We start from the raw sequence: 24,599 nt of genomic DNA, 5'->3' as shown, positions 1-24,599 counted from the left end.
AAGGACATCATGCGCTGCCTCAAGCGATTCGTCGCCCGCGAGGTCTACCGCGCACTGGCAGGAACACCAACCGAACACATCACTCAAACCGACCTTGCTCCTGCCGCTTGACATCTATAGGAGCATCCCGCGGCGCGCTACACACTGAGGTGTGACACGGACCGGTCGGCCGCGCCGAAAGTCGGCGAGCGCATTGCGACACCCGACCTTTGCGACGGTGCCGGCAAGGAGGCGGTCCGCCGGATGCCTGGCGGCGAAGTGATCCTCAGAGGGGAACGCCGATGCCCCCTTCGTCGGGGGTGTGACTTCGATCGCCTGTACACAGCGGAGGCGTCGGCTGTGTGGCACTGGCAGTCCAACGTGGTCCGGGGCCTAACCGGAGGAACGACGGTGGCTACCGCGACCGACTCAAGACCGAGCGCATCGCCGCAGGTCCGGCAGTATGAGCCCGCGCACACAGAGATCGGGCGATTAGTGGACAGCGGGCACGGCCAACTCCCACAGGATGCAGTACAACCCAATGGCATAGGTGTTGTCAGAGCCCGCCTGTCAGGACACCTGGGCGGATCCTAAACGACGATCTGGCCACGAATTCCGATATCTCGACCGTTTGCATATTGAGAACGACCTGTTCAGACCGCATGCAAGTGACAAATTGAAGTTCCTCGGTAGCACGAAGTGATCGATCTTGGGATACTATAAGGATCGAATTTGCGGTTCGTGCCATAACGGGCATTCCGCACATGAAGAAGGGCCCGAACGCCGGTCAGCTGAGCGGGCCCTTCCCGGGGCCCCGCGTTGACTGGCTAGCTAAGCCAGTCGCCGGGGCCTCCTCCATTCCTGAGCCACCATAGGAGCGTCCTCGCCGCGGCGAGGAGCGTCCGTACCAAGTCGACTAGCAGCTTCCACAGCCACCAGCGGGGTTGGCGTGAGGGATCGTCCCTCTGGGGGGCCTGCATGGAGTACCACCTCTCCAGTCCGGACGACCGCGCCGCCGGCGGCGGCAGGTCCAATCGACCGGATCCGCGTCGACCGCATGTCCGGATCGGCTGGGTGGTAGGAAGAAACCTACCGCCTACCGAACGGACCGCGCGCTGCTCCGCAACGTGTATCCGTGGCCCGCGGACGCCTTTCCGTCCGTCTCGAAGGGGGCGAGAGCGGTTCGGATCGGCTTCCTGCCGGTGCACCCTTACGGCTGACTCGAACAGTCCTCGGGCCGATCTCGCGACCCGAGGCCGTCGTCCCGCAGAGCCCGCCGATCCTCGTCATGCATCCACAAGCCCCCAGGTCAGGCCATGGAGCCCGCGGACGGCGACTGCTGCGAGAACTCGGTCCAGCCGTAGTCCGGGTGCGGCTTGTGGCTTCGGTCGAAGGCCGAGGCGCAAGGAGGAGAAACCCCCAAAGCGAAGTCTTGTGACCGGCCCGCCGGCATGCCCACTGGTACGTGAAAGCGAACCTGTAGTCGTTTTGGCAACTTTTTGGCAACGGACGAAGTGCTCGGTGTCTGTGCGGTGCACCGGGGGTGCCATCAGGGCACCTTGGTCCAGCTCGAAACGGACGCTGAGGTAGCCGCGCGCGACCTGCCGTGAGCGTGATCCGAAAGCCGTGCTCCGCGTCTACGGTCACGTGCTCCCGAGTTCCGACGAGCGTGCGGAAGGCGATCGACGACGGTCGGAAAGCCTCGATTCAGCACGGAGCACGCCTCTCACGAGCCGTTCCAGCGGCGGGAGAGGGCAGGAGAGAAGTCCCGGCCGCGTCCTCCCAATCCGGCTAGGGAAGAGCGACCGGGATTCTGGTGTCTTCGTGCGGCGTCAGGCGGGCAGGCCGAGGTCTCGGGCTATCAGCATGCGCTGGATCTCCGAGGTGCCCTCGCCGATTTCCAGGATCTTGGCGTCGCGGTAGAAGCGGCCCACCGGGTATTCGTTCATGAAGCCGTAGCCGCCGAAGACCTGGGTGGCGTCGCGGGCGTTGTCCATGGCGGCGTTGGAGGCCACCAGCTTGGCGATGGCCGCCTGCCGCTTGAACGGTTCTCCTGCGAGCATCCGGGACGCGGCGTCGTAGTACGCCAGCCGGGCGGTGTGCGCCCGCGCCTCCATGTCGGCGATCTTGAACTGGATCGCCTGGTAGTGGCCGATGTTGCGGCCGAACGCCGCCCGCTCCCCGGCGTAGCGCACGCTCTCGTCGACGCACCCCTGGGCCAGCCCCACCGACAGTGCGGCGATCGCGATCCGGCCCTCGTCAAGGGTGCGCAGGAACTGCGCGTAGCCGCGGCCCCGCTCGCCCAGCAGGTTGGCCTCGGGCACCCGGCAGTCCTCGAACACCAGCTCGTTGGTGTCGGAGGCGTTCCAGCCCACCTTCGAGTACTTCTGCCCGATGGAGAAGCCGGGCGTGCCGCTGGGCACGATGATCGTCGAGATCTCCGGGCGGCCGTCCGGGCGCTCCCCGGTGACGGCGGTGACCGTGACCAGCGCGGTGATGTCGGTCCCCGAGTTGGTGATGAACGACTTCGTCCCGTTGATCACCCATTCCCCGTCGACCAGGCGGGCGGTGGTGCTCGTCGCCGAGGCGTCGGATCCCGCGCCGGGCTCGGTCAGCCCGAAAGCGCCCAGCGCCTCCCCGGAGCACAGCCGGGGCAGCCACCGCGCCTTCTGCTCGGCGGAGCCGAACCGGTGGAGCGGCATCGCCCCGAGGGACACGCCCGCCTCAAGGGTGATCGCCACCGACGAGTCCGCGCGCGCCAGTTCCTCCAGGGCCAGGCACAGGGCGAAGTAGTCGCCGCCCATGCCGCCCTCCTCCTCGGGGAAGGGCAGGCCGAACAGGCCCATGCGGCCCATCTTGGCGACGATGTCGTAGGGGAACGCCCCCCGTTCGTAGAAGTCGCCGATGACCGGGGCGACCTCGTCGCGCGCGAACTTCTCTACCGTCGCGCGCAGGTCCTCGTGGTCGGCGGACAGGCCGTGTGCCATGCCTTCACTCCTTGCTCGTGGCGGGTGAGACGGGGCGGTCGGGGTCGACCGGTGCCGTGGGCGCCCCCGGCGGGGTCTCCGCGTGCGCGGGCACATCGGAGCTGCCGGGGGAGACCGGGGCGATGGTGGCGAGGAGGGCGTCCATGGCGACAGCCCGGCCGGCGCGGGCGTCCAGCCGGGTGACGACGCCGTCGACGGGGGCGGTGATCGCGTGCTCCATCTTCATGGCCTCGACGATCACCACCGGGGTGCCGGCCGTGACGTGCTGCCCCTCCTCCACCGCGACCGCGAGGACGGTCCCCGGCATGGGGCTGCGCAGCGACCCGTCGCCCGCCTGTGCCGAACCGCGGGTGGGGGCGACCGCGGGCTCCTCGTGGAAGCGCCAGGCCGACCCCGCCGAGCCGAGCCACAGGTCGGCGCCGTCGCGTGCGCGGGCATAGCGGGTGGTGCGGCCGTCGACGGAGACGGTGAGCGCGCGGCCGTCGGCCGAGCGCGCGGCCCGGACGCGCACCGGATCGGCACCGGCGACGCTCACCTCGTAGTCGAGCGGGCCGACGGGACCTGCCCCGGCGCCGTCCCCCTGGTGGCCGAGGACTCCGGATCGGCCCGCGCCGGTACCGGCGGGGGGCGCGGCGCCGGCCGCGGCCGCCCGCCGGACCCGGACGCTGACGATGTCGCGCCGGGGGGTGCGCAGCCGCCACGTCGTCCACGCGCGGCCGCCGATGCGCCAGCCATCAGGGATGTCGAAGCGGTCGGCGGCGGGGCCGGCGGGCTCCAGCCCGAGCTGGTGGTCCGCGGCCGCGGCGGCGTCGAGTTCGCGTTCACCCGGCGCATCGGCGGTACCCGGACCGGCCACCAGCCCGGGGCGGGCGCGCTCGGTGAGTCCGGTGGTGAGGTCGCCCGCCACGACGTCGGGGTGGCGCAGCAGGCGCCTGAGGAAGGCGACGTTGGTGCCGCAGCCCAGCAGCGTGTACCCGGCCAGAGCGGTGTCCATCCGCTCCAGCGCCGCCCGGCGGTCGGCACCCCAGGCCACGACCTTGGCGAGCATCGGGTCGTAGGCGGAGGTGACCTCCGTCCCGGTCTCGATCCCGGAGTCGACGCGCACGCCCTCGCCGCCGGGCTCCTCCAGGAGCAGGACCCGGCCGCCGGTCGGCAGGAAGTCCTGGGCGGGGTCCTCGGCGTAGACGCGCGATTCCACCGCGTGGCCCGACATCCCGATGTCGGCCTGCGAAAACGGCAGCGGCTCGCCTTGGGCGATGCGCAGCTGGAGCTCGACCAGGTCGATGCCGCGCCGCCCGCCGATGGCGACGACGGCCTCGGTGACGGGGTGCTCGACCTGGAGGCGGGTGTTCATCTCCAGGAAGGCGTACTCCGGCTCGGGGCCCGAGCCGCGGACGATGAACTCCACCGTGCCCGCGCCCACGTATCCGCACGCCTTGGCCGCCGCGACCGCGGCCTCGCCCATCGCGCTCCGCTGGGCGGGCGTGAGCAGGGGCGACGGCGCCTCCTCGACGATCTTCTGGTGCCGCCGCTGGAGGCTGCACTCGCGCTCGCCCAGGTGGACCACGCCGCCGTGGGCGTCGGCGAGCACCTGCACCTCGATGTGCCGGGGCTGCTCCACGAACCGTTCGACCAGGAGGGTGGCGTCGCCGAACGCGGCCGCCGCCTCGCGCCGGGCGGCCGCCGCCGCGGCGGCCAGCTCGCCGGGGGCTCGGACCAGCCGCATGCCCTTGCCGCCGCCGCCCGCGGAGGGCTTGATCAGCAGCGGGTAGCCCACCTGTTCGGCGGCCCGTGCCAAGGCGCCGTCGTCCATCGGGCCGGCGGCGGCGACGGGTCCCGGGGCGCCGTCGCCCGCGTCCGTCGTGCCGTCGCCCGCGCCCGCGGGGTCGTCCGCGTCGCCCGGACGGCGTTCCGCGAACCCCGGCAGCAGGGGCACCCCCGCTGCGGCGACCGTGGCCTTGGCGCGGATCTTGTCGCCCATGGCGTCGATCGCCTCCGGCGGCGGGCCGACGAACACCAGCCCCGCGTCGGCGCAGGCCCGCGCGAACCCGGCGTTCTCGGAGAGGAACCCGTACCCGGGGTGCACCATGGTGGCGCCGGAGGCGTGCGCGGCGGCGATGATCGCCGCCCCGTTGAGGTAGCTGTCGGCGAGCGCGGCGCCGCCGACGCGCACGGCCGTATCGGCCGCGCGCACGTGCCGCGCCTCGGCGTCGCCGTCGCCGTGGATCGCCACCGAGCGCATCCCGAGCCGGCGCAGCGTCCGCATGATCCGCACGGCGATCTCGCCCCGGTTGGCCACCAGGACAGTGGGGGGTCCGTCGCTCATCGGTCGCACCTCACATTCGGAAGACGCCGTAGCCGACGGGCTCCAGCGGGGCGTATCGGGCGCTCGCCAGGCCCAGGCCGAGGACCGTGCGGGTATCGGCGGGGTCGATGACGCCGTCGTCCCACAGCCGGGCCGTGGAGTAGTAGGGGTCGCCCTGGGTCTCGTACTGCGCGCGGATGGGCTCCTTGAACTCGGCCTCGGCCGGGGCGGGCCAGTCCTCACCGCGCGCCGCCATCTGGTCGCGGCGCACGGTGGCCAGCACCGAGGCGGCCTGCTCGCCGCCCATGACCGAGATCCGCGCGTTGGGCCACATCCACAGGTACCGGGGGGAGTACGCCCGGCCGCACATGCTGTAGTTGCCGGCGCCGAAGGAGCCGCCGATGACGACCGTGAACTTGGGGACCCGCGCGCAGGCCACCGCGGTCACCATCTTCGCGCCGTGCTTGGCGATCCCCCCGGCCTCGTAGTCGCGGCCCACCATGAACCCGGAGATGTTCTGGAGGAACACCAGCGGGATCCGCCGCCGGTCGCACAGCTCGATGAAGTGGGCGCCCTTCAGCGCCGATTCGCTGAAGAGGATGCCGTTGTTGGCGAGGATCCCCACCGGGTGGCCGTGCACGTGGGCGAACCCGGTGACCAGGGTCGGGCCGTACTCGGCCTTGAACTCGGTGAACTCGCTCGCGTCGACGATGCGCGCGATGACCTCGCGGACGTCGTAGGGGGTGCGGGTGTCGGTGGGCACCACCCCGTGGATCTCGGCGGGGTCGAACGCGGGGGGCCGCGGGGTGCTCCGTTCCCACGCGGGTTCGGGCCGCGGTCCGAAGGTCGCCACGATCTGGCGCAGGATCCCCAGCGCGTGCGCGTCGTCCTCGGCGAGGTGGTCGGTGACCCCGGAGACGCGGGAGTGCACGTCGCCGCCGCCCAGCTCCTCGGCGGTGACGACCTCGCCGGTGGCGGCCTTCACCAGTGGGGGGCCGCCGAGGAAGATCGTGCCCTGGTCGCGCACGATCACCGCCTCGTCGCTCATCGCGGGGACGTAGGCGCCGCCCGCGGTGCACGAGCCCAGAACGGCCGCGAGCTGCGGGATGCCCAGCTTCGACATGGTCGCCTGGTTGTAGAAGATGCGCCCGAAGTGCTCGCGGTCGGGGAAGACGTCGTCCTGCATGGGCAGGAACGCCCCGCCGGAGTCCGCCAGGTAGACGCACGGCAGGTGGTTGTGCAGGGCGACCTCTTGGGCGCGCAGGTGCTTCTTCACCGTCATGGGGTAGTAGCTGCCGCCTTTGACCGTGGCGTCGTTGGCGACCACGACGACCTCGCGCCCGTTCACCCGGCCCACGCCGGTGATCAGCCCGCCGGCGGGGGCGTCGGTCCCGTCGGCGCCGTAGAGGCCGTGGGCGGCCAGGGGCGACAGCTCCAGGAACGGCGATCCGGGGTCGAGCAGGGCGTCGACACGGTCGCGGGGCAGCAGCTTGCCGCGCTCGACGTGCCGGATGCGGGTCTTCTCGGGGCCGCCGAGCGCCGCGGTGTCGAGCAGTTCGCGCAGCCGGGCGACGAGGGCGCCGTTGGCGGCGGCGTTGGCGGTGAAGGCCGGCCCGCCGGTGTCGATCGCCGAGGTGAGCACGGGTGCCCTGCTCATCTGTTCCCCCAGGGGTTAATGACCGCTAACATCGGCGATGTTAGTGACCATTAACCACGGTGTCCAGGGCCACATGGGCGGCCGGCACCGCGCGGACCGGCCCACGGAGGAGCGGATGGCGAGAGCGGTGGCGCGGCGCGCCGATATCCTCCGGGCGGGCGCCGTCCTGTTCGCGGCGCGCGGGTTCCACGGCGTCTCGATCGACGAGCTGGGCCGCGCCGTCGGCATCACCGGTCCCGCCATCTACCGGCACTTCCCCGGCAAAGAGGCGCTGCTCGCCGCGATGCTGCTCGACATCAGCGAGCGGCTGGCGGCCGATGGCCGCCGCGCGGTGGCCGAGTCCCACAGCCCCGACGCCGCCCTTGACGCCCTGCTGCGCGGCCACATCGCCTTCGCCCTGCGCGAGCCCGCGCTCATCACCGTGCAGGACCGCGAACTCGACAACGTTCCCGAGGCCGAGCGCCGGAGCATCCGCCGGCTCCAGCGCGGCTACGCGGAGGAGTGGGTCGCGGTGCTCGCGCGGCTGCGCCCCGCGCAGCCGACCGCGGCGCTGAGGGCCGCCGTCCTCGCGACGTTCGGTCTGCTCAACTCCACGCCGCACAGCGCGGGCGGCCTATCGGAGGACGCCATGGCCGACCTCCTCCTGGCCATGGGCCGCGCCGCGCTGCTCGCCGAGGACTGAGCCGCGGCGGCCGCGCGGCCGGTGCCCGTTCCCATGCCCGCCGGCTTCCTCACCCCGCCGCCCCGGTCGGCGGCCGGCGGAGCGGGCACGGCCGGATCCGGCGCGGCGACGACCAGGCCGGAGCCGGCCGACCCCTTGGAAGCGCGCCCGGAGCGGGGCACGGCCGGTGCGCCGCACCGGCCGAGGAGGGGATGCCGCCTGAACATGGAAGAAGCGCCCTTCACCACGTGAAGCCCCCGATGCTCGGGACCCACGGGCAGGGGCACGCCCTTCTCCTTCTCCTGCCGGGGGACCGCCCTCGGGGCCGGCGCGGTCGTCCTGCTGTGCGGCCTCCTCGCGTTCTCCGTCGCCCCCGGCGGCCTCTGCGCCGGGCCGCCGGTCCGGCGGTTCGCGCCCGACCGGTCCCGTCGGCCCGGTCCGGGGCGTCCTGAAGCGGCGGCACCGCGCGCCGGCGCCGGGACCGGATCCGCGCCCGGCCCCGGCAACAGCGTGAGCGGTCCCGTCCACGGCACCCTGGTGCGGAGCGGATCGATCCACGGCCTCCTCCTCCACGTCGGCGCCTGCCCCTGAAGCGCGTGCCGCGTCCGGCGGGACACGGACGCGGCCGCCCGCTGCCCGGAGCGCCTCTAGGCCCACCGGCACGTGCCCGCCCGCGGCCCCGCGACGTTTGACGGCGGGGGCCGCGGGCAGCCGCATCCGAAAGGCCCGTTTTGCCCCGGCGATCGCGGCGCACACGCGCGACGCGACCGCCGGCCGTCCGTGGGGGAGTGGTGCGAGAATGTCACCGCCGCGTATCGTGGTGATCGGCGCCGGATTCGCCGGGCTGTACGCCCTGCGCCGGCTGGAACGGCGGATCCCGAGGGGCATGGCCGACCTCGTGCTCATCGCGCCCAACGACTACATGCTCTACACCCCGCTCCTGCCCCAAGTGGCGTCCGGGCTGCTCACGCCGCAGTCGCTGGCGGTCTCCCTGCACCGCCTGCTGCACCGCACGCGGATGGTGCCCGGATCGGCCATCGGTGTCGACACCGAGGCCCGCGCGGTGATCGTCAAGAAGATCTCCGACGAGATCACCTACGAGCCCTACGACCGGCTCGTCCTCGCCCCCGGCAGCCTCACCCGGGTCTTCGACATCCCCGGGCTCACCGAGCACGGCTTCGGCAACAAGAACCTCGCCGAGGCCGTCGTGCTGCGCGACCACGTGCTGGCCCAGCTCGAACTGGCCAACGCCACCCGCGACCCGGTCGAGCGCGAGGAGCGCTGCCGCTTCGTCGTCGTGGGCGGCGGCTACACGGGCGTCGAGACCGCGGCGTCGCTGCGCCGCCTGACCGAGGAGGCGGCGCGCCGCTACCCCGATCTCCGGCCGGACATCAACTGGCACCTGGTCGACATCGCGCCCCGGCTGCTGCCCGAACTCGGGCCGCGGCTCGGCGAGGAGTCGCTGGAACTGCTGCGCTCAATGGGCATCGAGGTGAAACTGGAGGTCACCGTCCGCGAGGCCACCGAGAACAAGGTGACCCTGACCGACGGCCGGGTGCTGCCCTGCCGGACCCTGATCTGGACCGCCGGAACTTCGCCCAGCCCGCTGATGGGCTCGCTGGGCTCCGCGACCGACCGGGGCCGCCTCATCGTCGGCGCCGACCTCACCGTTCCCGGCCACAGCGAGATCTTCGCGATCGGCGACGCCGCCGCGATCCCCGACCTGTCCAAGAGCGAGGAGGGCGCGACCTGCCCGCCCACCGCGCAGTACGCCGAGCGACAGGGCCGCGTCGCGGCTGAGAACGTGATCGCCTCACTGCTGCGCCGCCCGATGCGCGACTTCCTCCACCGCGACATGGGGCTGGTGGTGGACCTGGGCGGCCGGGACGCGGTGGCCCGGCTCCCGGGATACGACCTGGCGGGCCTGCCCGCGTTCGCCGTGACGCGCGCCTACCACCTGTGGACGCTGCCGTCGGCCCCGGCCAGGGCGCGTGTGGGCGCCAACTGGCTCATCCGCGCCCTGACCGGCGGCGAAGTGGCGCGCCTGGGGTTCGCCCACGGCAAGCCGTCGACGTTCGTCGACATCGAGGCCGCGCACTACCTCGGCCCCCAGGCCGTACGCCAGGAGAGCGCCCGCCTCCTGGACAGCGTGCCCGTGTAGGGCGGGTCCGGCGGCGGGCGCGCCGCCGGCCCGTGCGCGACGAGGCCGTGCCGCCGCGCCCGGAGGGCGCGGCGGCACGGGTTCGGCGGGACGGCCGGAGGTCAGCCCGCGATCTCGTAGCCCGCCTCGTCGACGGCCGCGGCGAGCTCGTCGGGGCTGAGGGGCTGCGTGCCGGCGATGGTGACCCGCCCGCTCTCCAGTTCGACGTCGACGCCGGTGACGCCGGGCAGGGCGGACAGCTCCTCCTTCACCGCGCTCACGCAGTGTCCGCAGGTCATGCCGGTGACGGTGATGGTCGTGGACATGGATGGCTTCCGTTCTGGGATGGGTGCCCGATCAGGAGCGCACCAGCCGGGCGATCGCCTCGGACGCCTCACGGACCTTCTCGTCGGCCTCTTCGCCGCCGTGCGCGACCGCGTGGCCGACACAGTGCTTGAGGTGCTCGTCGAGCATCGACAGCGCGAACGACCGCAGCGCCTTGTTCACCGCGGCGGTCTGGGTCAGGATGTCGATGCAGTACGCGTCGTCCTCGACCATCCGCTGCAACCCGCGCACCTGGCCCTCGATCCGGCGCAGCCGGTTGAGATGGCTCTGCTTGTTGTCGTGGTAGCCGTAGGTCGCCATGCCCGTGCTCTCCTGATGTACCTGGTCTTCCGCCATGAATATACCCCCTTGAGGTATGTCAGCGCCCGCGCGCCCGGCGGCATTCCCGCGGCCGCCCGGGGCGCGAGGCGCGACGCGCCGTTCTCCGCCCCTACGAGTATGAAGGGGCGCCGCCCCTTTCCGGCCGGTTCGTCACGCACCGGAGCCGCTGTTCCGGAGGTCGGGAGCGCTCGGGGGCGTCCGCCGCTCACCGCCGGTGCGGATGCAGGCCCATGCCGCTGAGCTCGAGTTCGGCCAGTCCCCGCACGATCGCGGGGTCGTCGGCCTGCCAGGCGGCGACCGGGTCGGAGTGCAGGGCCGCCAGCCGGCCCGCCGGCGCGGTGGACAGGGCGCGCAGGGCCAGCAGCCGCGCCCCCGCGTCCGCGGGCAGCGCCCGCAGCCGCACCGCGTCCGTCGCGCGCCGGACGAACCCCGCTCGTGCCGGAAGCCACACCGCCAGCACCACCAGAACCGGCAGGACCGCCGTGAGCAGCGACAGCGTGAGCGCCAGCTCCGTGACCCCGGCCCCGAAGTCGCGGCCGGCCTCGCTCAGCGACGCGCCGGCGCCGCCCACACTGTCGAGCGGTGCGGCCAGCGCGTCCCCCGCGAGCGGGAGCCCGCGGGCCTGCTCGGCCGCGTCGGCCATGTGGGTCGACAATCCCTCACCGGCCTCGTCCAGCAGGTCGCCCGGGCGCGCGAGCGACGCGATGAGGTCGTAGAGCCCCAGGGCGGCCCACACCCACCCGATGGTCCACACCACGGCGGACGCGTCGGCGGCGAGCTGCGCAAGGAAACGGGGGCGGCGGTCGGCGTACAACTTCATCTCGGGGACTCCAGGGGGCCGGGATCGGGGGGCGGCCGGGGAGCGCGTCCCCGGCGCCGCAGGGATTCCCCGGAGCGGGCGGAGCCAACCCCGGTACCGGCGGCGGCCCGGATCCGCGCGCGAGCGGGGCGGTCCCCGCGGGACCGGTCCCGCGGGGACCAGGAGCGGAGGGAAGTGCGCGGCCGGGAGGTGGGGCCGGCTGGCACGTGGCCGGGCGATGTCCCGCCGGGAGGTGCGGCGACGGGCGGCGCCGCGATGCTTGCCTTCGCGCCCACGGCCACCGAGCATGGATCGCATGACCCAGGACAGCGACATCCTCGAACGCATCACCGCACTCGTGACCGAGGAGCGCGCCCTCCGCGAGCAGAGCGAACACCGGCTGACCCCGGAGGAGCGGGAGCGCATGCGGGCGGTCGAGCGCTCCCTCGACCAGTGCTGGGACCTGCTGCGCCAGCGCCGGGCCCGCGACGAGTACGGCCAGGACCCCGACGACGCCGAGGTCCGCTCCACGTCCCAGGTGGAGGGCTACCGCCAGTAGCCGGGCGCCCGCCTGCCCACCCGCCGCGTCCGCGACCGGGAGGCCACGGAATCGAGCCCTGGGGGTGTGCGGCCCGGGATCCGCGGTGGTGTGCGTGTGCGGTCCCCGCGTCCCGCCGGGGGCGTGAGTGTGCGGTCCCGTCGTCCCTCCGGCGCGGGCGGAAGGCCCCGGATCCGCGCCGGCGTCGGCGGGCGGTGGCGCGGGCACCGGACCCGGACGCCGCGCCGGCGGTGGTGGCACATCCCGGGTGACGGACGCCGGAAGGGCACCGGAGCCGGTGCGCCGGCGCGGATCCCGCCGGGATCGCACCGAATTCGCCGGAACCTCAGGCGTTCCGCCGTCGTCTCACTACGAGTCGGACCGGCGGTGTGCCGGATGCGGGCGGACACGGACGGGCGGTAGCGGGCATGCTGGAGATACTCACCGGAACGGGGCTCGCGTCGGCCGCCGGGCTGAACGCCTACGTCCCGCTGCTGGTCGTGGGTCTCATCGCCCGCTACACCGACCTCCTGCCGCTGGGCGCCGGGTGGCAGTGGCTGGAGAACCCGTTCGTGCTGATCGTCCTCGGCGTGCTGCTCGTGCTGGAGTTCGCGGCCGACAAGATCCCCGGCGTCGACAGCGTCAACGACGTCGTGCAGACCATCGTCCGCCCCACCTCGGGCGGCATCACCTTCGGCGCCGGCGCGTCGGCGCTGAGCGGGGCCGACCTCGCCGCGGCCTCGGACGGCGGCTCGTGGTGGCCGGTCGTCTCCGGGGTGGTGATCGCCCTGGTGTTCCACGTCCTGAAGGCCGTCGCCCGGCCGGTCCTCAACGCCGTGACGTTCGGCGCGGGCGGGCCGGTCGTCAGTACGGTCGAAGACGTGGTCAGCTTCGCCACCTCGATCCTGGCGGTGGTGCTGCCGATCCTGATCCTCGTCGTCCTGCCGCTCCTGCTGCTGGTCGGAGCCTGGGCGTGGCGCCGCCGCAGGCGGCGGGCGGCCCTGCGCAAGGCCGGCGCGGAGAACGGCCCCGAGTTCTGAGGGCCCGCACCGGCCGCCGGTAGCCGGTACCGGCACGGTGACGGCGGGCATCCGCCGCCGTCGGCGCGGGAACCGGCGAAACCCGGTGGCCGCGCATCAGGCCGCAGTACGTTGGGCCCATGCCCACCGCCCGGCCGCTGCGCATCGGCACCCGCTCGTCACCGCTGGCCCTCGCCCAGGCCCGAGGGCTGCGCGACCTCCTCGCGGCGGCCGACCCCGCGCGCCCGGCCGAGATCGTCCCCATCACGACCACCGGGGACACGCGTAAGGGCTCCCTCGCCGCGTTCGGCGGCAAGGGGGCCTTCGTCAAGGAACTGGACCGCGCCCTGGCGGCGGGCGACGTCGACGTCTGCCTCCACTGCATGAAGGACGTTCCCGGCGACGCCCCCCGGCCGCCCGGCTTCCTGTGGGCGGCCTACCTGCGCCGCGACGACCCCCGCGACTGCCTCCTGCTCCCGGAGGGCGCGCCGCGGCGAGGGCTGCCGGACCTCCCGCCGGGCACCCGCGTGGGCACCTCGGCCGTGCGCCGGCGCGCGCAGCTGCGCCGCCGCCACCCGCACCTGGAGACCCGGGAGTTCCGCGGCAACATCAACAGCCGGATCGCGCGGCTGGACGCGGGGGAGTACGACGCCGCCGTCCTGGCCTACGCCGGCCTGCGCCGCGCGGGGCTGGAACAGCGGGCCACCGAGGTCATCGCCGAAGACGTCCTCTGCCCCGCGGTCGGGTCCGCCGTGCTGGGGGCGGAGTGCCGGCGGGACGACACCGCGGTCGCCGCGGCCCTGCGGGGCCTCGACGATCCCGGGACCCGCACCCACGTCACCGCGGAGCGCGCCATGCTGCGCGCCCTGAACGGCCACTGCAACTCACCCATCGCCGGGCACGCGACCACGGGTCCCGACGGCCGCGTCTCCCTGGTCGGGATGGTCTTCGCCGCAGATGGAGCCGCGTGGGCCCGGGCCCGGGCGTCGGCCGACCCCGGCGACGCCGCGGACCTGGGCGCGTCCGTCGCCGACGCCCTCCTCACCCAAGGCGCCCGCGCCCTGATCGAGGGCACCGCCCACTGAGGCGGGGCGGCTGCGCGCCGCGGGCCGCCGGCGCGCGGCGCAGGCCGCGGTCGCGCGGATCGACCGCCGTCCGCGGTCGCTCCGGTGCGGTCCGGGCACGGATCGTCGAGGAAATGCGCATCCTCCGCCATCGACCGAGGTTCGGACCGCTGCAAGGCTGATCCCGTCATCCGAGGGTGCCTCCGTCGCCGCGCGCCGCGGGCGGTGTGCCCCGGTGAGCGGATGGGCTCCGGCCCCGCTGTGCCCGCGGGTCGGCCGATGCTCGCCGCCACCCTCATCCCACCTTGCGAAGCCCGTATCCGGAGTGGCCCATGTCTTCCCCCCTGCCCGCGCCCTTGAAGAAGGCGCGCGTGTGCCTGTACATCACCGCGGGTGTCGCGGTGGCGATGCTCGCGGCCGGACTGCTGGTCGGACTCGACGCCAGGGGCATGGGGGGACTCACCGGGCAGCTGCTGCCCGCGCTTCTCGCGCTGCCCTGCGCGCTGCGGCTGCCCAAGGGACGTCGCCCGCTCTTCTGGACGATCACCGTCCTCCAGGTGTGGGGGATGCTCGGCGCCCTCGCCGCCCTTGGGGCGGGCGACCCGAGGGGCCTCACGCAGCTGGTCCTGCCGGTCCTCGTCCTGGTCTTCATCACCCGGCCGGCCGCGCGGGCCCATGTCAAGCGCTGATCGGCCCCGCCCCCGGGAGGGTGCGGACGGCGCTCACCCGTGGACCGGCCGGACGGTGCTCCGGCGGATCCACGACCCCGAACGCGGCGCCGGTTTCACCGAGTACGCAGCGGTGATCCTGCTCGTCGCCGCCATCACCGCGGGGGTCATCGGAGTGGGCATCCCCGCGCGCGTCGCCGACCTGATCGGCGGCGGCGTCGACGAGGCCGACTCGGCCCCGGGCGACGACAGCCCAGGCGGAGACAGCGGGCAGGCCGGCGACGGCGGGGGCGCGGCGGCGCAGGGCACCGAGCTGCCGGACCCCGCGGACGGCGCCGCCGAGGGATGGGGGCGATCGGACGGCGGAGCCGTCGTCCAGGCCGACGACACAGGCTCCGGAGAGGGCGGCGACGGATCCGGCATCCGCACCGTCGGGTGGAACCCGATCGAGTGGGGCGCCGACCTGGTGTCCGACGGCGCCGGCTGGCTCGGCGAGCTCGGCGGCGGTTTCGTGAACGGCGGGCGGAACTTCGTCGGAGGACTGATCGATTTCAGCCCTCCGGTCATGGCCTGGGACACCATCACCGATCCCGGTGGTGCCGTGGACGGCTGGTGGGACGGGGTCGTCGGCACCTGGAACGACCCGCTGGGGGTGTTCGTCAGCCCGGAGACCCGCGAATCGCTGGGCGAGGGGAACTACGGCGAAGCCATCGGGTATGGGATCTGGGACCTCGGGGGGCTGTTCTCACGCACCAGGATCCCGAAGCCCCCGAACGGCGGCGGCTCCGACCGCGGCGGCGGCGACAACGACCGCGATCGCGACGGCGAGCGGGAGGGCGACGACCATGGGGGAGACGACCGTGACGGCGACGGGAACAGCTGTCTCGCCGCCAGCGGTTTCGTACCCGCGGCGCCGATCCTGCTCGGCGACGGCTCGACGGCGGGGACCGGCGCCGCCGGGGCAGGGACGGTCATCGGCCGAGTCCGCGCCCTCACCGTCGAGGAAGTCCGCACGTATTACCTTCGTGCAAGGGCCGCGTCTCCTCTGGCTCACGGCGGGTCGTGGTGCACTGATGAGGAACGCGTCGAAGACGCCGAGGATATCGCCAGGGGGCACGCAAATGGTAAACATTCCAAGGAATTTCCCGGCTTGTCGACCGATGATCTCGTCGATCTCGCCACGGATGTGATGCAGAATCCGTCGCGGACCAAGGAATTGGGAAGTGGAAGGAAGGCGTTTCTCGGAAAAGATGGCACGACCATAGTGATCCACGACCCGATGAATCCGGACGGCGGAACGATATTCCGTCGGGATCCGGCGGACCTGGAAGATTACTGGCGAGGACTGGACTGATGTCAGAACTCGGAATTCCGGCGAGCCGACTCCTTGCCGGGCACGAGACGGAATTGCTGCGGCGGGCGCTCCTCGAATGGGGCGGACCAGCCCGGTGCGGTGATCGATTCGCTAGTGGAATGGGGTTTGCGAGCGAGCAGGATCTCCTCGATCAGTGTTCTCGGCTGAGGGGTGAGCTCGCGAACGATCTTCCGATCTCCCCGGAGGGCTGGGCGCGAATCCTATTGGCGGCTGAAATCGTTTTCATCAGCGACCTGGTCGGGTCGGGGGCCGAGTGGTCGACGACCACGGGATTCTCTGATGAGGCGACTGTTGGAGGTATCCGTTCCATCCAGCGGAAGCTTTCCCGGACCATCAGGGGCTATTACGGAAGAACGCCGATCGACTGACGCCACGGGCTGACCTCCCTGGCGCCGGCCGTGCGGAGCCAGGGAGGTTCCCCTCATTGTCAGGACAATGCCGAGCGCCCCCATGACACCGGTAGCTCCACCGTCGTATGCCCGGTGTCGACGGTGATCTCGGTGCCCTCCGGGTAGCGCTGGGTGTAGTCGTGGTCGGTCGAGATCAGGACGATGCCGATCCGGTGGCCGGCCTTGAAGACGTAGTCCTGAGCCTGGAGGTCCCAGGAGTAGCGGTACATCCGGTCGGCCACCACCGGGGTCTGCCAGGACTCCGAGCGGCGGTTGCGGGCGTCGATCCAGCCGCGGGTGACGATCTTGAAGTCGGCGGTCTCGGTCACGTGGTGGCTGGGGAAGGTGCAGCCGGTGTCCCCGGGCACGCCCTCGCCGTAGCAGACCTCGTTGTCCCGGTCATAGGCCACGCCGCCCGTTGCCCGGGTGTCGGTGCCGTAGTCCACCAGCAGCGCGCTCAGGTACGGGGACGGCCCGTCCATGGCGGCCCGTACCGATACCCGCACGGTCCCGTTCACGCGCACGTCGCGCGGGAGGACGGCGGTCCGGTGGACCAGGGCGTTGCTCCCGGCCAGCTCGGGGTCGGTGGCCAGTTCCTCGGCCGTCACCGTGCGTCCGGCGTCGGTGAACGACTCCCGGCCGCGCCCGTTGCTCCCGGGGGCGGAGGTCAGGTCACCGGCGGCCTCCGGCGCCTCCTCGGGAGCGTCCGCGGCTCCGTCCGCCGGGGCGGCGGCGCCCTCCCTGTCGGACGGCCCCGGGCGCAGGCGGACGGTGCGGGTGCCCGGAGCGGGCCAGGTGTCCTGCTCGGACCAGGTGAAGTCGGCGTTCTCGACGTGGACCGCGGGCTCGTCCATCACGCCGTTGTCCAGTTCGTAGAGCCAGTAGTCGAACCACGTGTGCATCTGGCGCAGCCACTCGTCCATCCGCAGGTTGAACGGGTTGACGTGGCCGCCCTGGTGGAGCCAGAGCCGGCGCGGCACGTCCTGCTCCTCCAGCGCCTCCCACAGCCGGGTGCCCTGGTCGGTCTTGACGTTCCAGTCGTTGAGCCCGTGGGCGATGAACACGCTCGCGGTGATGTCGCCGGCGCTGTCGCGGTAGTCGCGGTCGCGCCAGAACCGGGTGTAGTCGCCGGAGCCGCGGTCCTGGTCCTCGGCCAGGCCGTCGACCACCGGCCCGCACACCTCCTGGTCGGCGCGGGTGTAGACGGCCTCGGCCAGGATGTCGGCGTCCTCGCCCTGGTACCCGCCGGGCGCGATCACCCCGCCGTTGTCGCGGTAGTACTCGTACCACGACGAGATCGCCCCCTGCGGGACGATGGTGCGCAGCCCCTCGACGCCGGTCGTCGCGGCGGCGACCGGCAGCGTGCCGTTGTAGGAGATGCCGGTCATGGCGACGTTCCCGGTCGACCAGTCGTCGGCCGTGACCTCCTCGCCGTAGGGGTCCCAGCCGACCGTGCGGCCGTTGAGCCAGTCGACCGCCGCCTTCACACCGAGGGTCTCGTTCTCGCCGCCCGTGGTGGGGCAGCCCGTGGAGTCGCCGCTGCCCACGCTGTCGAGCTGGGCGACCGCGTAGCCGCGCGGGAGGAAGTAGTTGTCGTAGTAGCCCGACATCGTGCCCTCGGGGGCCGGGCCGCCCGCCTGCGCGAGCAGGGGATCGTCCTCGGTCCCCGCCGGCGCCCCGGCGGCCGCGGGCCCGCCGCGCGGGACGGTCCCGGCGCCGTCGTCGTCGAGGTCGACGCCGTGCATGGGGACGTCCTTGATCCCCGCCCAGTACGGGCTCGGCTCCAGGATGGTGGCGACCTTCAGGCCCGACTCCGTCTCGCGCGGGCGCATCACGCGCAGTCGCACGGTGTCGGGCTCGCCGTCGCCGTCGCTGTCGGCCTCCGTCCGGATGTCGACCTCCTGGTAGACGGCGTCGGCATAGTCGAACGCGACCTGGGTGGCACCGTCCTCGATCAGCAGCGACGGGGTGTCGGCGGCGGCCGGCGGGGCGAGCACGGCCGCGGCGACCGCGCCCGCGATGGCCGCCGCCGAAACGGAGCGGGCCGCGCGGACCGCGCGGGGGGAGGGGATTCGCATGTGCGCTGTTCCTCAGGGGGAGTGGGGAAGCAGGGGCGAGGCCATCCCATCCGATCCCGGCCGCCGCCCGGTAGCTCTCCGGTCGCCATAACGCCAAAATGTTATGCCCGGCGCGGCCGCCCTCCTGGCGCGCGGCGCGCGCGGGCGGCCGTCTAAAGTGCGCAGAGTGGTAGACAACGCGTTCGCTGACATGACAGGCATCAAGCACATCGTCTGGGACTGGAACGGCACCCTTCTCGACGACAACCACGCCAACCTCTCCGCCGTCAACGAGGTGTGCGGCATGTTCGGCCGCGATCCGGTGGACTTGGAGCACTGGCGCTCGATCTTCCGCCGCCCCCTCGTGCCGTGCTACGAGGAGCTGATCGGACGCGGCTTCGCCGACGGCGAATGGGAGCGGGCCAACACCGCCTACGACCGGCACTACGCGGCGGCGCTGCCGCGGTGCTCGCTGGCGCAGGGCGTCCCCGGCGTGCTGCACGACTGGGCGGCGACCGGCCGCACCCAGTCGCTGCTGTCCATGGCCTCCCACGAGCACCTGGTGCCGCTGATCGCCGAACGCGGCCTGTCCGCGCACTTCACACGGGTCGACGGCCGGCGCTTCGACACCGTGGACGACTCCAAGGCCGATCACCTGATCGCCCACCTCGCCGGTCTGGGGGCCGATCCGGCGACCGTGGTCCTCATCGGCGACATCGACGACGACGGCCACGCCGCCAGGAAGGCCGGCGCACGCGCGATCCTGGTCGCCAGCGGGATGATGAGCCGCGAACGGCTGGAGGCCACCGGCCACCCCGTGGCCGACACCCCCGCCGAGGCGGTGCGGGTGCTGCGCGGCGTATGACGGCGGAGTCCCCCGCTCAGCGTGCGGGGCGCCCGTGAGGCGCCGGCCTGCGCCGCCGCCGGGCGCTCCTGGGGCTCTGCGGCCCGCCCCGGCGGGGCGCGGTCCGGGGCCCGGACACGCCGAAGGGCGGCGCCCCCGGGGGGTGCCGCCCTTCGGCCACCGCCACCTGCGGGCGGTCGGCGGCCGCTAGCCCAACTGGACCTTGCGCGCGTCCTCGAAGCGGCTCTGGACGTCGGCCCAGTTCACCACGTTCCAGAACGCCTTGACGTAGTCGGCCTTGACGTTCTGGTACTGGAGATAGAAGGCGTGCTCCCACATGTCGAGCAGGAGCAGCGGGTAGGAGCCCGCGGCCAGGTTGCCCTGGTGGTCGTAGAGCTGCTCGACGATCAGCCGCTGGCCGAGGATGTCCCAGGCCAGGATCGCCCAGCCGGAGCCCTGGATGCCGGTGGCCGCGGCGCTGAAGTGCGCGCGGAAGGCGTCGAAGGAACCGAACTGGTCGTCGATGGCCGCGCCCAGCTCGCCGTCGGGCTTGTCGCCGCCGTCCGGCGAGAGGTTCGGCCAGAACACGGTGTGGTTGATGTGGCCGGCGAGGTTGAACGCCAGGTTCTTCTGGAGCTGGTTGACCGTGCCGAACTCCCCGCTCTCGCGGCTCGCGGCGAGCCCCTCCAGGGCCGTGTTCGCGCCCGCGACGTACGCGGCGTGGTGCTTGTCGTGGTGCAGCTCCATGATCTTGCCGGAGATCCACGGCTCCAGGGCTGCGTAGTCGTACGGCAGTTCGGGGAGCGAATAAGGCGCAGACATGTCCTACGCACCTTCCTCTGACGGTCTCGTCGCGATGATTGCGCGATCTTGGTCGCTGGTAAAAAGCTATCAGTCACGGGGCCTGCCGCCCGGTGTCGCCCTTGCGACAGGGCCGCGCGGGAATAACCGCGCACCGGACCCTCCGGCGGGCCGCCGCGGACGCCGGCCGGCGGGACCCGTGCGTCGGCCCTTCCCCCCTACCCCGGAGCCCTCCGCGGAATCGGACCGTGTGGGCCTGTGTCAGGTCGGGCCGGGGCGCGGTCGGCCCGCCGGCGTCAGGCCGACCGTTCGAATCCGCTGCCGTTCCAGGTCGTGCGGGCGCAGGCCACCCCCCAGGCGCCTTTGCGCTTGAGGATGTCGTAGATGTGCATCCGGTCGATCCGGGGCGACACCCCGTACCCCGACGGCCAGGTGATCGCCCAGTCCATGTCGAGGTCCACCAGCAGTTCCAGCAGCCGCGCGATCGTCGGGTCGTCGAGCCGCTCGAACGCCTCGTCCAGCAGCACCATGCGCAGCGGGCCCTCCGCACCCGTCTCCAGGGCGTCGTAGAAGGCCGCGCTGGCGGCGAACAGGGTCACATACGACACCAGCCGGGTCTCCCCGGACGACAGCTGCCGCACCCGGCGGTCGCGCGGCCGGCCGTCGGGCCCGGTGTCGTGGATGCGTACCCGGTAGGCGTACCACTGCCGGTAGTCCAGCGCCCCGGCCAGCACCTCGGCGTAGCCGCTGCTGCGGCCTTCGGCGCGGGTGGAGCGGATCCGGTCCATCAGCGCCCGGCGCAGCCGGTCGTTCTCCTCTGCGGTGCGCCGCGCCACGGGCTTCTTGGCCAGCGCGAACGCCGACCTCTCCGCCGGGTCCAGGTGCGGCGCGGGCTCCCACGCCAGGTCGACCCGCACCCCCTGGCTGGAGTGCGCCCCCTCCAGCACCGTGTTCATCCGCTGTGTCAGGGACTCGGCCGCGCCGATCTGGCGGTGCAGCTCCTCGGCGATGTCGCCGAGGAGGTAGTCCTCGAAGACGCGCTCCTCGCGCTCGGTCAGGTTCCGCTCGGCCTGCGCCAGCCGCGCCGCGGTGACGCGAGCGGTGGAGGCCACCGGCGCGCTCCCCGAGTCCTCCCCGACCGCGACGGTGAGGATGCCGCGGTCGCGGTCGGCCTGCACGTCGTGCGTCCCCGCGAGGGCGGCCTGCAGGGTCTGGATGCGGGAGATCAGGTCGCGCTCCAGCGCTCCCGGGTCGCCCGCCGCCCCGTCGCCGGACAGGGACGCCGCCAGCGCCGACCGCAGGTCGGCGCGTTCGAACGGGGCCTCGACCTCGCCGGTCGCCGCCTCCCACACGCCGGCGACCCCGGCGGAATCGGTGAGCGCGTCCTCGGCGTCGGCCACCCTGCCCTGCGCCTCGGCCACGTCGCGCTCGACCGCGGCCACGCGCCCTTCGGCGTCGGCCAGGGCCTTGATGCGCGCCTCGACCTCCGACTGCGCCTTGGGCGCGCTGCCGCGGAGCCGCCGGCGCTCCTCGTCCAAGGCGCGGACCTCGGCGCTCACCTGCTCGGCGTCGCGGCCCAGGCTCGACCGGAGCGTCGCGAGTACCGCGTGGGCCTCGGCGTAGGAGCGGTGCGTGTCCAGGGCGTCGGACTCGGCCTTCTCCCGGTCGGCCGCGGTGCGTTCGTGGTCGAGACGGGCGGCCTCGACCGCGCGGAGCGCCTCGCGGTGGTCGCGGCGCAGCAGCCCGGCCACCCCCTCCAGCGACTCGCGGGCGCGCCGCGCCTGGTCGCACAGCTCGCGCAGCTCCCCGACGCCGGCGCCCACGCCCAGCTCGCCGCAGGCGCGGCGGTGCGCGTTGCGCTCGGCGCCCATCGCGGCCCGCAGCCGGGCGTGCCCCGCTTCGGCCTGCTCGGCGTCGGCGACGGACCGCCGGGCCTGGGCCCGGCGCGACTGGGTCTCGATGTGGGCGCGCAGCACCTCCCCGATGTCGGGGAAGGAGTCCAGGCACAGCCCCCATGCCCGTTCCAGCGTCTGGGCGGCGTCGAGGTCGGCGCGCAGGCCGGCCGCCCGTGCCTCCAGGGCGGACAGCTCGGCCTCGGCCTCGGCCACGCGCCGCCGCCGCGCCTCGCCGCGCGCGCCCGCGCCGATGTGCTCGGCCTGCGCCTTGGTGTGGTGGCCCATGAGCACGCCGCTGCGCCACCGGCCGTCGGCGGCCACGCCCGAGTGCGGGGCGGCCGCGGCCTCCGGGGGCAGCAGCGGGACCGACCGCAGCAGGCGCCGCACGGCCTCCTCGGAGACCGGGGCGTCGGTGTCGGCGGCCGGGCGCAGGACATCGGCCAGGGTGGGGCCGTCGACGGGCGCACCGGGCCGCGCCCACGTGTCCTGGTGCGCCGGGTCCGCCGCGTCGTCCGCGGCGGGCAACCAGGCGTTGAGCAGCCCGCACGCGTGCAGGGCCGCCTCCAGCCCGGCCCGCTCCGCCTCACCTGTGCCGGGCTGGAAGTCCACCAGCCGGTAGAACGGCGCGCCGGCGGCGGGGTCGCGTTCGGCGCGGGTCAGCTCGGGGGCGGGCAGGCCCACCTCCACGGCCGCGCGCAGCCGCTCCAGTTCCGACCGGACACGGGCGTGCTCGGCGTCGGCCTCCTCCGCGCGGCGCTCGGCGGTCACCGCGGCGTGCTGGACCTCGCGCACCCGCGGGTGCAGGGCGGCGCGGACCTCGCGGTGGGCGTCGCGGAACGCCTCGGGGTCGGCGGCGACGCCGGCCGCGTCCGGCGCGGGCGGCAGCTCCCCGGTCCCGGGCCGGTCGCCGGACGGCAGCGCCTCGTCCCGCCAGCGCGCCACGGCCTGCGCCCACTGGCCGGCGAGGCCGCGCAGCCGCTCGCCGCTCTCGTGCGCCCGCCGGCCGGCCTCGGCGGCGGTCTCGGCGGCGCGGGCGGCGTCCTCGGCCAGCCGCTCCACCCGGCCCTCCTCCTCGCGCAGCCGCTCGGCCTCGGCGCGCAGACCGCCGAGCACCGGGGCGCGCTCGGCGGCGGCCCGTACGGCCCCGTCCACGCGCGCGGCGGCGTCGGCCGCCGCCTCCTCCAGCTCCGCGACCACGATGGAGGGGGCCGCGGGGCGGTCCAGCGCCTCGGGCCGGGCCCCGGGATCGGGCGAGAGCAGCACCCGGCCCGGGAGGGTGCGGCGGTCGGGATCGGGTGCCACCTCCGGCAGCGGGCCCAGGGCCTGGGGGAGGCCGATCGCGGCGAGCGCCTCACGCGACTCCGCGGCCCCCGACGCAACGGCGGCGCCGAGCCGCACGGCGGTGCCCGCCGCACGCTCGATCGCCGCGATGGACCGCTCCTCGGCCGCGCGCAGCTCCGCCGCGCCGGCGAGCTCGGCCTCGACGTGGCGGCGCTGGGAGGCGACGGTGGCCTCCTTGTCCTCCAGATCGCCGAGCGCGCTGTAGGCCGGCGACGCCTTCAGCGCCTCCAGCTCGGTCTGCACGTCCTCCAGCCGCTCGGCGGCCTCGTCGCGCTCTGCCTCGGCGCTGCGCAGCTCCGCCTCGGCGGCGGCGCGCTCCTTCTCGCGCTTGGCCCGGCGCGCCGCGGCCCGCTGGAGGTCGCCCTCGGACCGCTCCAGGCGTGCGGCGCGGTCGGCCAGCACCCCGCGGGCGTAGCCGCGGTAGCCGGCGAGGAACTCGCCCAGGGCGGCGTCGGCGCGGCGCAGCCGGGTCACGTTGCGCCGTACCCCTTCCAGGTTGTCCAGCCCGGTCGCCGTGCGGGTGATGACCTCCGGGTCGACCGGCGGCAGCGCATCGGACAGCAGCTGTTCGAGCTGGCCCTGGAGGACCTTGAGCCCGATGTCGGGGTTGCGCAGGGTGCGCTGCAGGTGCAGCAGGTCGGTGTAGCGGTTGCCGCCGGCGATGCCGTAGACGGCGGCGGCGACCCGCTGCTGGAACGCCTCCTGGCCCGGGACGACCGCGTCCTCGCCCACGTGCTCGCGCAGCCTCGCCTGGGTGATGGGGCGGTCCTGCTCCATCAGCGCGAAGTCCTTGTTCACCCGCAGCGGGGTCACGAACCGCCAGGAGTCGCTGACCTGCCGACTGGACGCGCTGGCCTTGACCCCGATCCCGCAGGTCAGGAAGGACGCACCGCCGTCGGGAAGCGCCCGGCGCAGCTCGATCCAGGCGTAGCCCAGCCGCATGGTGCCCTCGGTGTAGTCGTCGAGCATCAGCCGGCTCACGCTGACGGTGTCGAAGCCCTTGCAGCCCATGTTGCGCAGGTCGCCGTCCAGGCACAGCGGCAGCAGCAGCTCCAGCGTCCGCGACTTGCCCGAGCCGTTGGTGCCCTTGAAGATGACCCGGCCGCCGGAGAGGTCGAACTCTTCGTCGCGGTACTGCCAGATGTTGACCACGCCGCCGCGGTGCAACCGCCAGCGCCGGCCGTTCGGGCCGCCCGCGTCGTCGTTGCTCACCTGAGAACTCCTTGCCTGGATTGCGCCCTTCTCGGGCTTCGGATGCCGGATGACGCCGCACCACGGGGGCCGGTGGCGCGCAGCGAGTAGCTTAGCCAGGCGCCCGGCCTCGGGTTTCCCGCCGAACCCCGGCGCGCCCGGCGCCCGCGCCGCCCCCGTCCGGCCCGCGGCGGCGGCCGGAGCCGGGACCGCGGGGCGGCGC

18 protein-coding genes are annotated in these 24,599 nt (G+C 73.7%); 9 read left to right on the top strand and 9 right to left on the bottom strand.

The window, feature by feature from the left end; genetic code table 11:
* Positions 1 to 1,811: 1,811 nt before the first annotated feature.
* Genes ACFO4E_RS07290 through ACFO4E_RS07280 form a run of 3 tightly spaced genes read right to left on the bottom strand, consistent with a single transcriptional unit; the run spans position 1,812 to position 6,913 of the window.
* Positions 1,812 to 2,966, bottom strand: a complete 1,155-nt coding sequence (locus tag ACFO4E_RS07290) for an acyl-CoA dehydrogenase family protein (protein ID WP_378572261.1) — start codon at positions 2,964 to 2,966, stop codon at positions 1,812 to 1,814.
* Between the two features lie 4 nt (positions 2,967 to 2,970).
* Positions 2,971 to 5,292 (bottom strand): ATP-binding protein, encoded by a 2,322-nt coding sequence (locus ACFO4E_RS07285; RefSeq protein ID WP_378572260.1) that lies wholly within the window; start codon positions 5,290 to 5,292, stop codon positions 2,971 to 2,973.
* Positions 5,293 to 5,302: 10 nt separating this feature from the next.
* On the bottom strand, positions 5,303 to 6,913 hold the full coding sequence (locus ACFO4E_RS07280; protein WP_465263128.1) for a carboxyl transferase domain-containing protein: 1,611 nt from the start codon (positions 6,911 to 6,913) through the stop codon (positions 5,303 to 5,305).
* 130 nt (positions 6,914 to 7,043) lie between these two features.
* Between ACFO4E_RS07280 and ACFO4E_RS07275 the strand changes: the two genes are divergently transcribed.
* A complete protein-coding gene (locus ACFO4E_RS07275; protein WP_378572258.1) occupies positions 7,044 to 7,610 on the top strand; it encodes an SACE_7040 family transcriptional regulator in 567 nt (188 codons plus the stop codon).
* A 778-nt stretch (positions 7,611 to 8,388) separates the two neighbouring features.
* The gene (locus tag ACFO4E_RS07270) at positions 8,389 to 9,750 is read left to right on the top strand and encodes an NAD(P)/FAD-dependent oxidoreductase (RefSeq protein WP_378572257.1); all 1,362 of its coding nucleotides are present in this window, start codon (positions 8,389 to 8,391) and stop codon (positions 9,748 to 9,750) included.
* A gap of 101 nt (positions 9,751 to 9,851) precedes the next feature.
* Here the strand turns inward: ACFO4E_RS07270 and ACFO4E_RS07265 are convergent, their stop codons facing one another.
* The 3 genes from ACFO4E_RS07265 to ACFO4E_RS07255 all read right to left on the bottom strand — a co-directional run bounded on the left by ACFO4E_RS07265 (position 9,852) and on the right by ACFO4E_RS07255 (position 11,215).
* Positions 9,852 to 10,055 carry a heavy-metal-associated domain-containing protein gene (locus tag ACFO4E_RS07265; protein WP_378572256.1) on the bottom strand — a complete coding sequence of 68 codons (204 nt, stop codon included), beginning with the start codon at positions 10,053 to 10,055 and terminating at the stop codon, positions 9,852 to 9,854.
* A gap of 31 nt (positions 10,056 to 10,086) precedes the next feature.
* A complete protein-coding gene (locus ACFO4E_RS07260) occupies positions 10,087 to 10,374 on the bottom strand; it encodes a metal-sensitive transcriptional regulator (RefSeq protein WP_179770443.1) in 288 nt (95 codons plus the stop codon).
* A gap of 226 nt (positions 10,375 to 10,600) precedes the next feature.
* Complete coding sequence (locus tag ACFO4E_RS07255; protein ID WP_378572255.1) at positions 10,601 to 11,215, bottom strand: hypothetical protein; 615 nt, start codon at positions 11,213 to 11,215, stop codon at positions 10,601 to 10,603.
* Between the two features lie 295 nt (positions 11,216 to 11,510).
* Between ACFO4E_RS07255 and ACFO4E_RS07250 the strand changes: the two genes are divergently transcribed.
* The 6 genes from ACFO4E_RS07250 to ACFO4E_RS07225 all read left to right on the top strand — a co-directional run bounded on the left by ACFO4E_RS07250 (position 11,511) and on the right by ACFO4E_RS07225 (position 16,226).
* The gene (locus ACFO4E_RS07250; RefSeq protein ID WP_378572254.1) at positions 11,511 to 11,753 is read left to right on the top strand and encodes a DUF2630 family protein; all 243 of its coding nucleotides are present in this window, start codon (positions 11,511 to 11,513) and stop codon (positions 11,751 to 11,753) included.
* A 407-nt stretch (positions 11,754 to 12,160) separates the two neighbouring features.
* Complete coding sequence (locus ACFO4E_RS07245) at positions 12,161 to 12,772, top strand: DUF4126 domain-containing protein (RefSeq protein WP_378572253.1); 612 nt, start codon at positions 12,161 to 12,163, stop codon at positions 12,770 to 12,772.
* 119 nt (positions 12,773 to 12,891) lie between these two features.
* Complete coding sequence (gene hemC / locus ACFO4E_RS07240) at positions 12,892 to 13,836, top strand: hydroxymethylbilane synthase (RefSeq protein ID WP_378572252.1); 945 nt, start codon at positions 12,892 to 12,894, stop codon at positions 13,834 to 13,836.
* A gap of 311 nt (positions 13,837 to 14,147) precedes the next feature.
* Positions 14,148 to 14,504, top strand: a complete 357-nt coding sequence (locus tag ACFO4E_RS07235) for a hypothetical protein (RefSeq protein WP_378572251.1) — start codon at positions 14,148 to 14,150, stop codon at positions 14,502 to 14,504.
* Positions 14,505 to 14,559: 55 nt separating this feature from the next.
* Positions 14,560 to 15,837: a hypothetical protein gene (locus ACFO4E_RS07230; RefSeq protein ID WP_378572250.1), complete on the top strand. Its 1,278-nt coding sequence runs from the start codon at positions 14,560 to 14,562 to the stop codon at positions 15,835 to 15,837.
* Entirely contained in the window at positions 15,837 to 16,226 is a 390-nt protein-coding gene (locus ACFO4E_RS07225) for a hypothetical protein (protein ID WP_378572249.1), read from the top strand. The genes ACFO4E_RS07230 and ACFO4E_RS07225 overlap by 1 nt, the downstream gene beginning before the upstream one ends.
* A 59-nt stretch (positions 16,227 to 16,285) precedes the next feature.
* On the opposite strand, the gene ACFO4E_RS07220 is transcribed toward ACFO4E_RS07225, so the two are convergent.
* The gene (locus ACFO4E_RS07220; RefSeq protein WP_378572248.1) at positions 16,286 to 18,325 is read right to left on the bottom strand and encodes a Xaa-Pro dipeptidyl-peptidase; all 2,040 of its coding nucleotides are present in this window, start codon (positions 18,323 to 18,325) and stop codon (positions 16,286 to 16,288) included.
* Between the two features lie 190 nt (positions 18,326 to 18,515).
* Here ACFO4E_RS07220 and ACFO4E_RS07215 point away from each other — a divergent pair, with 190 nt between their 5' ends.
* Positions 18,516 to 19,169, top strand: coding sequence for an HAD family hydrolase (locus ACFO4E_RS07215; protein WP_378572275.1), 654 nt, complete (start codon positions 18,516 to 18,518; stop codon positions 19,167 to 19,169).
* 186 nt (positions 19,170 to 19,355) lie between these two features.
* On the opposite strand, the gene ACFO4E_RS07210 is transcribed toward ACFO4E_RS07215, so the two are convergent.
* Together ACFO4E_RS07210 and ACFO4E_RS07205 are read right to left on the bottom strand one after the other, a co-directional pair.
* The gene (locus ACFO4E_RS07210) at positions 19,356 to 19,970 is read right to left on the bottom strand and encodes a superoxide dismutase (RefSeq protein WP_378572247.1); all 615 of its coding nucleotides are present in this window, start codon (positions 19,968 to 19,970) and stop codon (positions 19,356 to 19,358) included.
* Between the two features lie 275 nt (positions 19,971 to 20,245).
* Positions 20,246 to 24,397 carry a TIGR02680 family protein gene (locus ACFO4E_RS07205; protein WP_378572246.1) on the bottom strand — a complete coding sequence of 1,384 codons (4,152 nt, stop codon included), beginning with the start codon at positions 24,395 to 24,397 and terminating at the stop codon, positions 20,246 to 20,248.
* Between the last annotated feature and the right edge of the window lie 202 nt (positions 24,398 to 24,599).

It is taken from the genome of Nocardiopsis mangrovi, assembly GCF_042653925.1.
Taxonomy (GTDB): Bacteria; Actinomycetota; Actinomycetes; order Streptosporangiales; family Streptosporangiaceae; genus Nocardiopsis_B; species Nocardiopsis_B mangrovi.
Note: the sequence above shows the minus strand (reverse complement) of the source record. Positions and strands in the feature narration are given on the sequence as shown.

Coding starts and splice junctions, on each gene's coding strand:
- ACFO4E_RS07290 (WP_378572261.1), bottom strand. CDS start 2,966: ATGGCACACGGCCTGTCCGCCGACCACGAGGACCTGCGCGCGACGGTA.
- ACFO4E_RS07285 (WP_378572260.1), bottom strand. CDS start 5,292: ATGAGCGACGGACCCCCCACTGTCCTGGTGGCCAACCGGGGCGAGATC.
- ACFO4E_RS07275 (WP_378572258.1), top strand. CDS start 7,044: ATGGCGAGAGCGGTGGCGCGGCGCGCCGATATCCTCCGGGCGGGCGCC.
- ACFO4E_RS07270 (WP_378572257.1), top strand. CDS start 8,389: ATGTCACCGCCGCGTATCGTGGTGATCGGCGCCGGATTCGCCGGGCTG.
- ACFO4E_RS07265 (WP_378572256.1), bottom strand. CDS start 10,055: ATGTCCACGACCATCACCGTCACCGGCATGACCTGCGGACACTGCGTG.
- ACFO4E_RS07260 (WP_179770443.1), bottom strand. CDS start 10,374: ATGGCGACCTACGGCTACCACGACAACAAGCAGAGCCATCTCAACCGG.
- ACFO4E_RS07255 (WP_378572255.1), bottom strand. CDS start 11,215: ATGAAGTTGTACGCCGACCGCCGCCCCCGTTTCCTTGCGCAGCTCGCC.
- ACFO4E_RS07250 (WP_378572254.1), top strand. CDS start 11,511: ATGACCCAGGACAGCGACATCCTCGAACGCATCACCGCACTCGTGACC.
- ACFO4E_RS07245 (WP_378572253.1), top strand. CDS start 12,161: ATGCTGGAGATACTCACCGGAACGGGGCTCGCGTCGGCCGCCGGGCTG.
- hemC (WP_378572252.1), top strand. CDS start 12,892: ATGCCCACCGCCCGGCCGCTGCGCATCGGCACCCGCTCGTCACCGCTG.
- ACFO4E_RS07235 (WP_378572251.1), top strand. CDS start 14,148: ATGTCTTCCCCCCTGCCCGCGCCCTTGAAGAAGGCGCGCGTGTGCCTG.
- ACFO4E_RS07225 (WP_378572249.1), top strand. CDS start 15,837: ATGTCAGAACTCGGAATTCCGGCGAGCCGACTCCTTGCCGGGCACGAG.
- ACFO4E_RS07220 (WP_378572248.1), bottom strand. CDS start 18,325: ATGCGAATCCCCTCCCCCCGCGCGGTCCGCGCGGCCCGCTCCGTTTCG.
- ACFO4E_RS07215 (WP_378572275.1), top strand. CDS start 18,516: ATGACAGGCATCAAGCACATCGTCTGGGACTGGAACGGCACCCTTCTC.
- ACFO4E_RS07210 (WP_378572247.1), bottom strand. CDS start 19,970: ATGTCTGCGCCTTATTCGCTCCCCGAACTGCCGTACGACTACGCAGCC.